15 protein-coding genes and 1 pseudogene are annotated in these 14427 nt (G+C 44.9%); 10 read left to right on the forward strand and 6 right to left on the reverse strand.

All coding sequences use genetic code 11. The features are described from left to right. Positions 1-18: 18 nt before the first annotated feature. Together KHQ79_RS01670 and KHQ79_RS01675 are read right to left on the reverse strand one after the other, a co-directional pair. Positions 19-561 carry a transcription repressor NadR gene (locus KHQ79_RS01670; RefSeq protein ID WP_032731919.1) on the reverse strand — a complete coding sequence of 181 codons (543 nt, stop codon included), beginning with the start codon at positions 559-561 and terminating at the stop codon, positions 19-21. Then, positions 521-1708, reverse strand: a complete 1188-nt coding sequence (locus KHQ79_RS01675; RefSeq protein ID WP_225514091.1) for an IscS subfamily cysteine desulfurase — start codon at positions 1706-1708, stop codon at positions 521-523. The genes KHQ79_RS01670 and KHQ79_RS01675 overlap by 41 nt, the downstream gene beginning before the upstream one ends. Before the next feature lie 101 nt (positions 1709-1809). Between KHQ79_RS01675 and nadB the strand changes: the two genes are divergently transcribed. The 6 genes from nadB (at position 1810) to KHQ79_RS01705 (ending at position 8173) form a co-directional block, all read left to right on the forward strand. Beyond that, positions 1810-3405 (forward strand): L-aspartate oxidase, encoded by a 1596-nt coding sequence (nadB, locus tag KHQ79_RS01680; protein WP_225514092.1) that lies wholly within the window; start codon positions 1810-1812, stop codon positions 3403-3405. After that, entirely contained in the window at positions 3359-4228 is an 870-nt protein-coding gene (gene nadC / locus KHQ79_RS01685) for a carboxylating nicotinate-nucleotide diphosphorylase (protein ID WP_225514093.1), read from the forward strand. The genes nadB and nadC overlap by 47 nt, the downstream gene beginning before the upstream one ends. Then, entirely contained in the window at positions 4215-5321 is a 1107-nt protein-coding gene (gene nadA / locus KHQ79_RS01690) for a quinolinate synthase NadA (protein WP_225514094.1), read from the forward strand. The genes nadC and nadA overlap by 14 nt, the downstream gene beginning before the upstream one ends. A 115-nt stretch (positions 5322-5436) precedes the next feature. Next, positions 5437-6609 carry a spore coat assembly protein SafA gene (gene safA / locus KHQ79_RS01695; protein WP_119914098.1) on the forward strand — a complete coding sequence of 391 codons (1173 nt, stop codon included), beginning with the start codon at positions 5437-5439 and terminating at the stop codon, positions 6607-6609. A 138-nt stretch (positions 6610-6747) separates the two neighbouring features. After that, complete coding sequence (locus tag KHQ79_RS01700) at positions 6748-7347, forward strand: YhcN/YlaJ family sporulation lipoprotein (RefSeq protein WP_003237553.1); 600 nt, start codon at positions 6748-6750, stop codon at positions 7345-7347. A gap of 103 nt (positions 7348-7450) precedes the next feature. Beyond that, entirely contained in the window at positions 7451-8173 is a 723-nt protein-coding gene (locus KHQ79_RS01705; protein WP_225514095.1) for a YebC/PmpR family DNA-binding transcriptional regulator, read from the forward strand. Positions 8174-8213: 40 nt separating this feature from the next. Here KHQ79_RS01705 and KHQ79_RS01710 read toward each other — a convergent pair whose 3' ends face one another. The 3 genes and pseudogenes from KHQ79_RS01710 to KHQ79_RS22150 form a co-directional block, all read right to left on the reverse strand. Beyond that, on the reverse strand, positions 8214-9668 hold the full coding sequence (locus KHQ79_RS01710; RefSeq protein ID WP_225514096.1) for an alanine/glycine:cation symporter family protein: 1455 nt from the start codon (positions 9666-9668) through the stop codon (positions 8214-8216). A 161-nt stretch (positions 9669-9829) separates the two neighbouring features. Further along, a complete protein-coding gene (locus KHQ79_RS22350; protein WP_375294383.1) occupies positions 9830-9958 on the reverse strand; it encodes a hypothetical protein in 129 nt (42 codons plus the stop codon). Between the two features lie 4 nt (positions 9959-9962). Continuing rightward, positions 9963-10138: pseudogene (locus tag KHQ79_RS22150) on the reverse strand (DUF5412 family protein); the annotation flags it as partial. Positions 10139-10338: 200 nt separating this feature from the next. Between KHQ79_RS22150 and KHQ79_RS01720 the strand changes: the two are divergent. Beyond that, positions 10339-10461, forward strand: coding sequence for a hypothetical protein (locus KHQ79_RS01720; RefSeq protein WP_003237547.1), 123 nt, complete (start codon positions 10339-10341; stop codon positions 10459-10461). Positions 10462-10506: 45 nt separating this feature from the next. Here KHQ79_RS01720 and KHQ79_RS01725 read toward each other — a convergent pair whose 3' ends face one another. After that, positions 10507-11154: a phosphotransferase gene (locus KHQ79_RS01725; RefSeq protein ID WP_060399147.1), complete on the reverse strand. Its 648-nt coding sequence runs from the start codon at positions 11152-11154 to the stop codon at positions 10507-10509. A gap of 236 nt (positions 11155-11390) precedes the next feature. On the opposite strand from KHQ79_RS01725, the gene iolG reads away from it, so the two are divergent. The 3 genes from iolG (at position 11391) to bofC (ending at position 14354) form a co-directional block, all read left to right on the forward strand. Beyond that, positions 11391-12416, forward strand: coding sequence for an inositol 2-dehydrogenase (gene iolG / locus KHQ79_RS01730; RefSeq protein ID WP_225514097.1), 1026 nt, complete (start codon positions 11391-11393; stop codon positions 12414-12416). Between the two features lie 70 nt (positions 12417-12486). Then, on the forward strand, positions 12487-13794 hold the full coding sequence (locus KHQ79_RS01735; RefSeq protein WP_119914096.1) for an MFS transporter: 1308 nt from the start codon (positions 12487-12489) through the stop codon (positions 13792-13794). Between the two features lie 47 nt (positions 13795-13841). Then, complete coding sequence (gene bofC, locus KHQ79_RS01740; protein ID WP_003237539.1) at positions 13842-14354, forward strand: sporulation cell-cell signaling protein BofC; 513 nt, start codon at positions 13842-13844, stop codon at positions 14352-14354. Positions 14355-14427 lie beyond the last annotated feature (73 nt).

Raw genomic sequence — 14427 nt, forward strand, 5'->3', positions numbered from 1 at the left:
CCCAATAAAGGGCTTTTTTTAGTCTTTAATTAAAATACCGGCTTCCTCGAGTGCTTGGCAAGCTTGGTCGATGCGGTGTTCATCCGGTGCTGTCAGTGTATGAAGATGCACGCCGTCCGTCAGCTGTGATAAATAGGCGGCATTCGTAGAATTGATTTTTTTGATGAAATTGCTAACTTCCTTCCGGGTGCCTACTTGGATAGCTGCAGTTAAATCTCCGTATACGGGATGTTCAATTTTTACGTCTTTTACTGTAACACCTTCGTCCACGATAAGCTGCAGTTCCTCTTCTGTCCGTTCAGGACCGTGCAGACAAGCTATGATTCTTTCGGCCTGCTGGTGCTGCTGAGCGGCTGCATCCATGTATACATATCCTTGGCTTGTGGCGATAATCGGTTCATTTTTCGCTTTCAAGAGCGATATATCCTGAACAATTACCTGTCTTGAAACGTTCGCTTTTTTTGCGAGTTCTCCCCCTGTCAGCGGTGATGTGGATTCCTTCAGCCACAGAAGAAGCTGGTCACGCCTGTTGGCGCCCATGAGCTTTAATTCTTCGGTCAATATCAAGTTCTCCTTTCTTTTGTTCCCAAAGCGCTGTAAACGTATGTAATAACTTATCCAGCTGTTCCTCCGTTGTATGCCTTCCAAAAGAGATGCGGATAAATTGCAGGGCTTCTTGGTCTGTTTTTCTTAATGCTTTCATCGCTGCAGACGGACCGTGATAACCGGCAGAACAAGCGCTGCCCGTTGATATGCAAATATTGCTCCGATTACATTCTAACATAACATATTGTCCTTCAAATGCGTGAAAAAAACACCCGACAATATGCGGAAGACATTTCGTTTTTGAAGTGTCTGCCGCAAGAGTTACAGGGAGAGACCGAATGCTGATTTGGTCTAAAAGGTATGTTCTTAATGTCTCATTGCGGGATATTTGTTTATCCATTTCGCTTACAATCAGCTCAGCAGCGGCAGTAAAGGCTCCGATCCCGGGAACATTCACGGTACCGGCTCTGAATCCGTGTTCGTGAGAGGTAAGAGGGTAAACGGGCTTCCAAGGGACATCTGAACGAATATAGACCGCGCCCACTCCTTTAGGACCGTGGACTTTATGACTGGACACTGAGAGTGCATCCACCCCCAGTTCTTCTGTACTGATAGGGATTTTCCCAAATGTTTGAACAGCGTCGCAATGAAGAAGAATGTCCCTATTATGCAGGTATGAAGACAGACGTTGAATGGGCTGAATGATCCCGGTTTCAGAATTGGCATGCTGAATAGATACCAGGCCTGTTTCCTGGCGGATATGAGCTGCTAATATTTCCTCGGTAATAAGCCCGTATTCATCCGGTTCAATGATTGTTACATCAAATCCATGCTGTTCCAGAAAAGCAGCACAGTTATGAATGGACTGATGCTCCATGGCAGTCGTAATGAAATGTCTTTTTGTTTTTGGCAGGCCGTTTAACAGTGATTGAATAGCCAGAAAATTGGATTCAGTGCCGCCGCTTGTAAAATAGATGCCGCTTGCTTCTCCGCCAATGATGTCAGCGATTTTCTCACGGCAGTACTCCAGTATGTGCTTAGCTTTTCCTCCTGCATCATGCAGGCTGCTGGCATTACCGTACATATCCATACTGAGCTTCTGATATACGTTAAGGGCTTCCTCGCAAATAGGGGTTGTCGCTGCATAATCTAAATAAATCATGGGGTCGTTCCTCCATCCGTTCTCCAAAAAACTCTTGAGTTTATTTTATCCTTGTGTAAATATAGGTGTCAAGACAGGTGTAAACAACAGGAGGGTGGCATATGTCTAAAAAGACGATTGCAGTCATCGGTTCAGGGGCGGCGGCACTTTCCTTAGCGTCCGCTTTCCCGCCCTCATACGAAGTGACTGTCATCACAAAGAAAAGCACCAAAAACAGCAATTCAGTCTTTGCACAAGGCGGGATTGCTGCGGCTTATGAAAAAGGTGACTCGATTGAAGCACATCTGGAGGATACGTTATACGCCGGGTGCGGACATAACGATCTAGCTATTGCAGCAGACGTTTTACATGATGGGAAAATCATGATTCAAAGCTTATTGGAGAGTGAATTTCCATTCGACCGCAATGAACAAGGCGATGTTTGTCTTGGCAGAGAAGGAGCCCACTCATACAACCGCATTTTTCATGCAGGCGGAGACGCAACAGGCAGACTGCTAGTTGATTATTTGCTGAAACAGATCGACAGCAATATCGAGCTAATTGAGCATGAAACAGCAGCAGATTTGCTGATGGAGAATGGGCACTGTATCGGTGTCATCACAAAAGACAGCCAAGGGCGGATCAAGGTAAGACATGCGGATGCAGTTGTGCTGGCGGCCGGCGGCTGCGGAAGCCTGTTTCTTCACCATACGAACGATCCATCTGTCACAGGTGACGGCCTTTCTTTAGCTTACCGGGCCGGAGCGGAAATAACTGATTTAGAGTTTACCCAGTTTCACCCGACATTGCTTGTGAAAAATGGTGTTTCCTATGGGCTTGTTTCAGAAGCTGTTAGAGGGGAAGGCGGATGTTTAGTTGACGAAAACGGCCGCCGGGTTATGGCTGGACGGCACTCTTTAGGTGACTTGGCTCCAAGGGACATCGTCTCCCGGGTTATTCATGAAGAAATGGCAAAAGGAAACCGTGTTTATATCGACTGCAGTGCGATTTCTGATTTCGAAGCACGTTTCCCTACCATCACCGCTATTTGTGAAAAAGCAGGGGTGAAGATCCAAAGCGGAAAAATACCTGTTGCCCCGGGAATGCACTTCTTAATGGGGGGTGTTTCAGTTAATCGCTGGGGGGAAACGACAGTGCCGGGGCTTTATGCAATAGGCGAGACGGCATGCACCGGTTTACACGGAGCCAATCGGCTTGCAAGCAATTCCTTATTGGAAGCGCTGGTGTTTGGAAAAAGAGCAGCAGAGCATATCATGCAAAAACCGGTTTATAACATGCAATATCAATCAGCACTAGAAAACAGTGTAATCTATGAGGTACCGCACACAGAGGTGTATGAACTGCAAAGCAGAATGACAAGCCACATGTCTATCTTGCGGGAACAAGGCAGTCTGATTGAGCTGAGCATCTGGCTTCATACGCTTCCTTTTCAGGAAGTGAATGTGAAGGATATCACAATTCCGCAGCTGGAACTTTCTCATTTATGGCAAACTGCAAAGCTGATGACATTTTCTGCGCTTTTGAGGGAGGAAAGCAGAGGGGCTCACTTCCGCACCGATTTTCCTCAAGCTGATGTACGCTGGCAAGGAAGACAAATTGTTCATACAAAAAAGGGAACGAAGATTAGAAAAAACGAGGGGATTTGGAAAAATGAATCATTTACAGCTGAAAAAATTGCTGAATCACTTTTTTCTTGAGGACATAGGGATGGGGGATATTACATCGCAGTCAATCTTTGGAGAACAGAGCTGTGAAGCGGAGATTGTTGCAAAATCAGACGGCATCTTTGCCGGAGCTGCAGTGATAAAAGAAGGCTTTGCTTTATTAGACGAACATGTTCAAATCATTTTGCATAAAACAGATGGGGACATTTTACGAAAAGGTGAGGTGATTGCCGTGTTATGCGGTCCGGCGGCTGCGCTTCTTTCAGGAGAGAGGGTCGTATTAAATCTCATTCAGAGGATGTCAGGAATTGCGACGATGACAAGGGAGGCTGTTCGGCGGCTGGATGATGAACAGATTAAAATTTGTGACACGAGAAAAACAACACCGGGGCTGAGAATGCTGGAAAAATACGCTGTCAGAGCCGGGGGCGGATATAATCATCGATTCGGTTTGTATGACGGCATCATGATTAAAGATAATCATATTGCAGCATGCGGCTCTATTTTAAAGGCATGCCAAAAAGCTCGTCAGGCCGCAGGGCATATGGTGAATATCGAGGTGGAAATTGAAACGGAGGAACAGCTGCGGGAAGCAATTGAAGCAGGAGCAGATGTTATTATGTTTGACAACTGCCCGCCTGATACGGTCCGACATTTTGCAAATCTCACACCGAACCATATAAAAACTGAAGCTTCGGGCGGGATTACGTTAGAATCTTTGCCTGCTTTTAAAGGGACGGGCGTGAATTATATTTCATTAGGATTTCTGACTCATTCCGTCAAAAGTTTAGATATCAGCATGGATGTTACATTATCAAATGAATCTGCGGAGGAATGCCGTTATGTCAATTCTTGATGTAATAAAACAATCGAATGATATGATGCCTGAAGGTTATAAAGGAATGTCGAGAAAGGATATGGAAACGCGTGTTGCCGCCATTAAGAAAAAGTTCGGCAGCAGGCTCTTTATACCGGGCCATCATTATCAAAAAGACGAAGTGATACAATTTGCTGATCAAACAGGCGATTCCCTGCAGCTGGCCCAAATTGCGGAAAAAAACAAAGAAGCGGATTATATCGTATTTTGCGGCGTGCATTTTATGGCAGAGACCGCTGATATGCTGACCGGTGATCAACAAACGGTCATCCTGCCTGATATGAGAGCAGGATGTTCTATGGCAGACATGGCTGACATGCAGCAGACCAATAGGGCGTGGGAGAAGCTTCAGCATACATTCGGAGATACGATCATACCATTAACTTATGTGAACTCCACTGCGGAGATCAAGGCTTTCGTCGGTAAGCATGGCGGAGCGACTGTAACTTCTTCGAATGCGAAAAAAGTGCTTGAATGGGCGTTTACGCAGAAAAAAAGAATTTTATTTTTGCCTGATCAGCATTTAGGGAGAAATACGGCTTATGATCTGGGCATCTCGCTTGAGGATATGGCTGTGTGGGACCCGATGATAGATGAATTAGTGACTGAGTCTGATCATAAGAATGTAAAAGTGATTTTGTGGAAAGGGCATTGCTCTGTTCACGAAAAATTCACCGCGAAAAATATCCATGATGTGAGAGAGCGTGACCCTGACATTCAGATCATTGTACATCCGGAATGCTCACATGAAGTTGTGACGTTAAGTGACGACAGCGGATCAACGAAATATATTATCGATACAATCAACAAGGCTCCAGCGGGAAGCAAGTGGGCAATCGGAACAGAAATGAATCTTGTCCAGCGGATCATTCAAGAGCATCCTGATAAACAAATCGAATCACTCAATCCTGACATGTGCCCGTGTCTGACAATGAATCGAATTGATTTGCCGCATTTGCTGTGGTCTTTGGAACAAATAGAAAAAGGAGAACCTTCAGGCGTGATCAAGGTGCCAAAAGCCATTCAGCAAAATGCCCTCCTTGCCTTGAATCGAATGCTTGCGATCACGTAAATCAGAAATATTTCCCCTCCTTTACTCATAACTTCTTTTGTTCAGGCATATGTTGTGAAGAAACATATTGTAATCACAGCTGAACTGTTCACGTTTTGCATAGGAGGGGAAAACGTTGAAAATCCATATCGTTCAAAAAGGCGATTCGCTCTGGAAAATAGCTGAAAAGTACGGAGTTGATGTTGAGGAAGTGAAGAAACTCAATACACAGCTCAGCAGTCCAGACTCAATCATGCCTGGAATGAAAATAAAAGTGCCGTCCGAGGGTGTCCTGGTCAGAAAAGAGCCAAAAACGGGCCCGGCGGCCGGGAGTGTGAAGCAAGAACATCCAGAACACCCATATGCGAAAGAGAAGCCTAAATCTGTTGTCGACGTGGAAGACACAAAGCCGAAAGAAAAGAAGTCTGTGCCGTATGTCCCGCCGATGCCTAATTTGCAGGAAGATGTGTATCCTGAAGCTGATGTGAACGATTATTATGATATGAAACAGCTTTTCCAGCCTTGGTCGCCTCCTAAACCGGAGGAGCCAAAACATCATGACGGAAATAATGATCATATGTATCACATGCAAGATCAATTTCCACAACAGGAGGCTATGAGTAATATGGAAAATGCAAATTATCCGAATATGCCTAATATGCCAAAGGCGCCAGAGGTAGGCGGTATGGAAGAAGAAAACATTCATCACACAGTTCCGAATATGCCGGCTGTTCAGCCTTATTTTCATTATCCGGCTCATTTCGTGCCGTGTCCGGTTCCTGTTTCACCAATTCTTCCGGGTTCAGGATTATGCTACCCGTTCTATCCGGCACAACCTTATCCAATGTATCAGCCTCATGGATACCAGCCAAGTTTTGTATCGCCTCAGTATGATCCGGGTGAATATGAAAACCAGCATCATGAAAACAGTCATCACGGACATTACGGTTCATTCGGAGCGCCTCAATACGCATCACCGGCTTTTGGATCTCCGTATGGACATATGCCGTATGGCCCTCATTATGGCACACCTCAAGTAATGGGAGCATACCAGCCGGCTGCTGCTCCAGGATACATGCCGTACAAAGATCATGACGACTGCGGCTGTGATGATGGTCATCAGCCATATTTCTCCGCACCTGGATATTCGGGACTTGGAGCTTATGGAAGTCCTAATTTGCCTTACGGCGCAGCTAACCCAAATCCTAATCCTAATCAAAATCCATATGCGGCCGGAGTTTCAATGCCGATGACGAATCAGCCTTCAGTAAACCAAATGTTTGGCCGGCCGGAAGAAGAAGATGAGTGATTGTTCGGAACGATGTAAATCGTTCCTTTTTTTGTTTCACTGCTAAATGGACAGAACTTACAAGCTTAACATGCCCCTCGGACGCACATGATAAAAACGAGCAAACATGCTCAAATTCGTCCACGGGGGGCTTTTCCATTGGGTAAAAAAATGACGATCGCTAGCTTGATTCTAATGACAGCCGGCTTAACAGCATGCGGAGCAAACGATAATGCTATGAATGATACGCGCAATAACGGCAATACCCGTCCAATCGGATATTATACAAATGAAAATGACGCTGACAGGCAGGGGGAAGGAATCGTCGACAATGACGGTCCTGTTACTGAATTAATGGAGGACCAGAACGGCGGTAACCGAAACACTACTAATGTAAATAACCGTGACCGTGTTACTGCTGACGATCGCGTTCCTTTGGCAACTGACGGAACATATAACAACACGAATAACAGAAACATGAATCGGAACGTGACGAACAACGGATATGACAACCAAGAAAACAGAAGACTGGCTGCAAAAATTGCCAACCGTGTGAAACAAGTGAAAAACGTCAATGACACACAAGTTAAGGTAACGGATGACCGAGTGGTCGTTGCAGTCAGAAGCCACAGAGAGTTCACAAAGTCCGACAGGGAAAATGTTGCAAAAGCGGCACGCAACTATGCGAATGGCCGTGACGTCCAAGTGTCCACAGACAAAAGGCTGTTCACGAGACTTCATAAAATGAACTCCCGCTAGGACGGAAAGGCTGCCGGAAATGATATTCGGCAGCCTTTTTCTTTGCATCAGCGAACAATACCTATTAAAGTGTACATAGAAAATGTCAAAAGAAGGTGAAAACATGGCAGGCCATTCCAAGTGGAAAAACATACAAAAAAGAAAAAATGCACAGGATGCAAAGCGCGGGAAAATCTTTATGAAACTCGCGAAAGAAATCTATGTGGCAGCGAAAGAAGGCGGAGCTGATCCAGAGGCAAATTCAGCATTGCGTCTTGTTATTGAAAAAGCAAAAGGCGCCAATATGCCGAATGAAAATATAGACCGTGCCATTAAAAAAGCCGCAGGGAACCAAGACGGAAGCAGCTATGAGGAAATCACCTATGGAGGCTATGGTCCATCAGGGATCGCCGTTATGGTAGAATGTGTAACGGATAACAAAAACCGAACGGCGTCAAATGTGCGTACAGCATTTAATAAAAATGGCGGAAGTCTGGGAGAAAGCGGATGTGTAGCCTTTTTATTTGAACGGAAGGGATTCATTGCAATCGACCGTACAGAACGGCAAATAGAAGAAGATGAGCTTATGCTTGATGTGCTGGAAGCAGGGGGAGAAGAGCTGCAGACAGAAGAAGAGCAATATGAGGTATTAACAGAGCCCGAGCGTTTTGATGAGGTAAAAACAGCTCTAGAATCGAAATATCCCATTTCTTCGGCAGAGGTGACCATGCTTCCGAAAACCTATGCAGATGCCGATGATCAGGCTGTTGAGAAGCTGGAAAAACTGATTGACATCCTTGAAGATGACGATGATGTTCAAGAAGTCTATACCAATTACCGCTTATAAAAAACCGGCACGATGTTATATCGGGCCGGTTTTTGTATATTCAAGAGACACGCTCATTTTCCTGTGTGTATTCCTTCTCCCAGAAATCAGCGTTTTTGATGCCCAACGCCTTCGGATCAAAGACTGGGTCTAAGCCTTGCTTCTTTTGGTGCTCGTAATCCTTTAAGGCGAGAAGCGCGGGTTTGGCAAGCAGCACGATGGCTATGACGTTCAGCCATACCATAATGCCAAGCCCTGCATCGCCTAATGCCCAAGCCAGTGAAGCGGTTTTCACAGTTCCATAGAACGTCGCGGCTAAAATAATCAGTTTTAAGCCGAGCATTGCCCATTTGCTTTCTCTGCCTCGGGCTAAATAAGCGATATTTGTTTCTGCGATGTAGTAATACGCTATTATTGTTGTAAATGCGAAGAAGAATAAAGCGATGGCGACAAAGCCTGCACCGAATCCGGGAAGCACGCTGTCAATGGCCGCTTGAGTGAAGCCAGGCCCCGCCTCTACGCCTTTAAGTTGTTGAACAATAAAGGAACCATCTGCAGCTTGAGTATTATACATACCGGTAAATAAGATCATGAATGCTGTAGCGGAACATACAAATAGGGTGTCAATATAAACGGAAAATGCCTGAACCAATCCCTGCTTGACCGGATGGGAAACTTCTGCAGCGGCGGCCGGATGCGGGCCTGTTCCCTGGCCGGCTTCGTTTGAGTAAATGCCCCGTTTAACACCCCAAGAAATCGCCATGCCGATCAGGCCGCCAAAAGCGGAATCTAATGCAAAAGCGCTTTTGAAAATCAATGAGATGACAGCAGGCAGTTCAGATATATTCATGGCAATAATAATCAATGACAGCAGAATATATCCAATAGCCATAAACGGAACAATCATTTGCGCGGCATTGGCAATTCGTTTGACGCCGCCAAAAATAATAAACCCTAATAATAAAACGAGAATACAGCCTGTGATGGCAGGAGAGATGCCGAATGCATTTTGGACGCCAGCTGCAATGGAGTTGGACTGTACGCCCGGCATCAGAAGGGCCATTGCAATAAGGGCAGCAGCGGCAAATAGGACGGCAAACCATTTAATGCCTAAGCCTTTTTCTATATAATAAGCGGGGCCCCCTCGATATTGGTCGCCTTGTTTCACTTTGTAAATTTGAGCAAGAGTTGATTCAACAAAGGCGCTCGCAGCACCGATAAAGGCAATCGCCCACATCCAGAACACTGCGCCGGGTCCGCCGAATGCAATCGCTGTCGCCACACCCGCAATGTTTCCTGTTCCCACTCGGCCGGACAGCGCAATCGATAATGCTTGAAAAGAAGAAACGCCGGCTTCAGAGCTCTTTCCCTGGAACATCAGAACTATCATTTCTTTCAAATGCCTGACTTGTAAAAAACGGGTCATAATAGAAAAGACTAATCCAATTCCCAATAAAATATAAATGACGGGCGTACTCCATAAAACCGCATTCAAACTAGCAACAAAATCTCCCATCAAGCTTCCCCCTCACTTCATTTCGAATACATGTATAAAAAGGATTTTGGTCTAATCGAACTATTTCTACAATCGATTTGTCACATTATATGACCGGTAATTATCAATGAGAAGAGAAGGGGAAAAAGAAAACGCGGCATATCGATTACGCCGCGTTTTTCTTACAGAGGCAAACTGATGGCAATTGTAAAAAGGTCCTTCAACAACAAATAGACAAGCTCTGTCAATCCGTATATAAAAGGAAAAGCAATCAGGAATTGTTGGAATCGTTTTTCATTTGTTTCGTTCATCACATGGGCTGCTGTCAGGATAATTCCAGTAAATTGTTTTTTATTCACAAGTTCGCCTCTGTCTGCATCTAAGCTTAAGGTATTTCGGGATACATACGTGTGTAACATATAGCTGCCGTCCGGCGATTCAATCGATTGGACGAGACTGCCTTTTGGAACGTTTTTCAGTGAAAATAACATCCAATAGACGGCGCCGCCGAAGAATATCAGAAGTGCAAATATGATAATTGGATTTTGCTGCGTATATTGATGTGACTCTCTCCCTTTTTTTCTCATTTTACCATATACCGGGTTTATGCTATCTTTACATTTCCTTAAAATTCCCTCAATAAACTGATGGTATGATGAAATAAAACAAATAAAGGGTGGGGGAGACAGAGATGGAGAAAACATATTGTCATTCCGGCGAGAAGGGCTCAGAAGCGGTTTACTTAACTGTGAGAGGCTATCGAATTAAGCTGTCACCTGAACAAATGAAACTGATTTCTGCTGTCAGAAAGTAAATATAAATGGACAAAGGCAGCCGCTTGAGCGGCTGCCTTTTCGAATTAAGAATACTTTCTTTTCCGTTGTGCGAAACGCTTTTGGAACCAATCTTTCTTATATAAAAATGCAATAATCTCAAGCCAAAAACCCGGAATCTTTTTGGGGAATATCGGTTTTTTATAGAGTGCATGATATGCTGATTTTAAATCGTCCCACTGAGTGCACGTTTTTGTCTGTTCAAATCTCGCAACATCAATCACCCGCACCGCTCCGGTTTCTGTCAGAATCAGATTCCGCAAATGAATGTCTGACGGGTTCAGACCGGCTCCCCGTGCGTCAGAGAGTGCTTCTTCAACCTGCTGAATCATGTCATCACTGATCGCAATGCCTTTCTTTAGACAGTTATAAAAGGTTTCACCTTTAATATATTCCATGAGAATAAATGAATCACCAGTTTCGTAAATGTCAGGGTAGAATGCGGACCCGGCTAATTTTTCATAGATCGCGGCTTCTTTGACGGCTGTCGCTTGATATTCCGGAAAAAATACTTTCAGCGCCATTTTTCGATCACCTTCTGTTAAGGCGAACACATAGGCGCTTCTTCCTTTGCCGATGAGGGTCAATTCCTCGGACTTTTCTTTGACTTTATCAAATCTGCTGTTCTTGCGGTATATGACTGAATGGGCCAGTGCCTCTGCTTTTGTCAGCATTTCATTCACCTTCTTTGCTCTATTTTATGCAGTTGTTTATAGGAAAATCATAAACTGTTCGGGAAAAAGAGCCTATTTCTAGTGTATCTGGTCTTGAAGAAGAAGGCTACCTATAAGCCTTGATTGTGATAAAAGAGACATAAAGCGATCATTTCCATTCTTGAAAAGCGCTTACAAATGGGATAGTATTAATTTTAAATAAAGCGCTTTCGTAAATGTTCAAGGAGGAACAAGCTATGACAAAACAGATTGTGACAGGGATTATCGGTGCGGGGCGCATCGGCAAACTTCATGTTCAAAATATACGCCGGATTCCTCACATGAAAATAAAAGCGGTCTCTGATATTCAGGCAAGCCGTATAAAAAGCTGGGCTGACAGTCATCAGATTGAATACATAACCTCTGACTTTCGTGATTTATTACATGACCCTGATATTGACGCTGTTTTCATTTGCTCACCGACAGCTGCACATGCGCAGATGATCAGAGAAGCGGCCGAGGCGAAAAAGCATATTTTTTGTGAGAAGCCCGTCAGTTTTTCTCTAGATGAAACAAAAGAAGCGCTCGCAGCCGTCCGAAAACACGGGGTTGCACTTCAAGTCGGATTTAACCGCCGTTTTGATCCTCATTTTAAGAAAATCAAAACGATTGTTGAAAATGGTGAAATCGGTACGCCCCATTTATTAAAAATTACTTCTCGGGACCCAGAACCCCCGAATATAGATTATGTCCGTACCTCGGGCGGCTTGTTTATGGATATGTCGATCCATGATTTTGATATGGCCAGATATATTATGGGAAGCGAAGTGACGGAAGTGTATGCAAAAGGAGCGGCTTTGGTGAATCCTTCTTTTGCAGAGCTGGGAGATATTGATACGGCTGTCATTACATTGACTTTTGAAAACGGTGCCATGGCTGTAATTGACAACAGCCGCCAAGCTGTCTACGGATATGACCAGCGGATTGAGGTCTTCGGGACGAAAGGCTCGGCAGCAGCGGACAACAGCAGGCCGACGACGGTCGAAGTGTCAACAGCTGATTTTGTGATGAAGGATAAACCGCATTTCTTTTTCCTGGAACGCTATAAGGATTCGTATGAGGAGGAGATTCTACGGTTTGCGGAAGCGATTGATACAAACCGGGAGACTGCCTGCACCGGCAACGACGGTTTTCAGGCGGAACGGATCGCCAGAGCGGCTCAGCAATCGCTTGCTATTGGCATGCCTGTCAGTATTGAGCACACTGAAAAAATCGTTTTTTGATCAAGCAGGATTACATTTCAGCAAGCTTGGGTATATACTCCATTGATACTTTAAGTAGGCGGTGGAGAAAATGAATACAGCACATGCTAAAGGAAATGTTTTGAACAAAATCGGAATTCCTTCTCACATGGTTTGGGGTTACATTGGCGTTGTCATCTTTATGGTTGGAGACGGCCTCGAACAAGGCTGGCTGTCTCCTTTTCTCGTTGATCATGGTCTCAGTATGCAGCAATCCGCATCGTTATTTACCATGTACGGCATTGCTGTTACCATCTCGGCTTGGCTTTCAGGCACGTTTGTCCAAACTTGGGGACCAAGAAAAACGATGACTGTCGGCTTGCTTGCATTTATCCTCGGTTCGGCCGCTTTTATCGGCTGGGCGATTCCTCATATGTATTATCCGGCTCTCTTAGGTAGCTATGCTCTTAGAGGCTTGGGATATCCGCTGTTTGCATACTCTTTTCTTGTGTGGGTGTCATACAGCACCTCTCAAAAGATTCTTGGAAAAGCCGTCGGCTGGTTTTGGTTTATGTTTACGTGCGGCCTTAACGTGCTCGGTCCATTCTATTCAAGCTATGCGGTTCCGGCATTTGGGGAAATCAATACGCTTTGGAGCGCTTTACTGTTTGTAGCGGCAGGCGGATTTCTCGCCCTATTTTTTAACAAAGATAAATTTACACCTGTGCAAAAACAAGATCAGCCGAAATGGAAAGAGTTGTCGAAGGCATTTACAATTATGTTTGAAAACCCTAAAGTCGGCATCGGCGGAGTGGTCAAGACAATTAATGCCATAGGACAATTTGGATTTGCCATCTTTCTCCCGACTTATTTAGCGCGTTACGGATATTCTGTTTCAGAATGGCTGCAAATATGGGGAACGCTGTTTTTTGTTAATATTGTGTTTAATATTATTTTCGGTGCAGTCGGAGATAAACTTGGCTGGCGCAATACCGTGATGTGGTTTGGAGGTGTGGGGTGCGGCATTTTTACGCTGGCGCTTTATTACACGCCTCAGTTAATCGGGCATCAGTATTGGGTGCTGATGATTATCGCCTGCTGCTACGGTGCGGCATTGGCAGGCTATGTGCCATTAAGTGCGCTTTTGCCGACGCTTGCTCCTGATAATAAAGGCGCTGCCATGTCTGTGTTAAACTTGGGGTCCGGATTATGTGCGTTTATTGCACCGGGTATTGTGAGTCTTTTCATTGGACCGCTCGGAGCTGGCGGCGTCATTTGGATCTTTGCGGCGTTGTATTTTTTCAGTGCTTTTCTGACACAATTTTTGACGATTTCTGAGCAAAGCGCTGATGTGTATACGGAAGAACGGCTGGTCAGGGAAAACGTGCAAACAAATTTCGAGAAAACGGTTAAGCAGTAGCCTCTTTGGTCAAACTAATCATAAACGTGTGCAAAGAGGTGTAGAGGGTGAAACGATTCAGCACGGCGTATCTGTTGCTGGGCATTCTTTGCTCAGCCGCAGCATTTCTAATAGGTGCTCCTCCCCGCGCACTTGGGGCGGAAGTGGAGCACTATGAACCGCTGCAGGTGCATGTGCAGCTTGAAAAAGTGTATTTGGACGGAGATGTCAGCATTGAGCATAAGCGTGAAAAAGTGCTTTCTATGGATGATTTTTGGGCAGCTTATGCCGGCTGGACACTGGTCGAACAAAAAAAGGGTTATGTGCTCTTCCGGAAGCAAATGGACGATATTTCTCCGCTCAGCAAGGTGAACGGGTATATCGGTGTATCGGATAATGGAGTGATTTCCACTTTTCATGGTCGGCCTGAGTCAGCTTCCGAACCGATTCAGTCTTTTTTCCAAATTGATTTAGAAAGGCTGGAAAGCCATATGCAAAAAAATCTGCTGAAAGGCATTCCATTTCGGACAAAAGCGGAGTTTGAGGACGTCATAGAACATATGAAGACATACAGCGGGTGACGTCCGCTGATTGAAGACATGTATTCATGTCTTTTTTTTCGTGGAAGAATGAGAGAGAAGCGAACATATGTTA

Origin of the sequence: Bacillus sp. TSO22 (genome assembly GCF_020223595.1) — a bacterium.
In the GTDB taxonomy this organism is placed as follows: Bacteria; Bacillota; Bacilli; order Bacillales; family Bacillaceae; genus Bacillus; species Bacillus inaquosorum.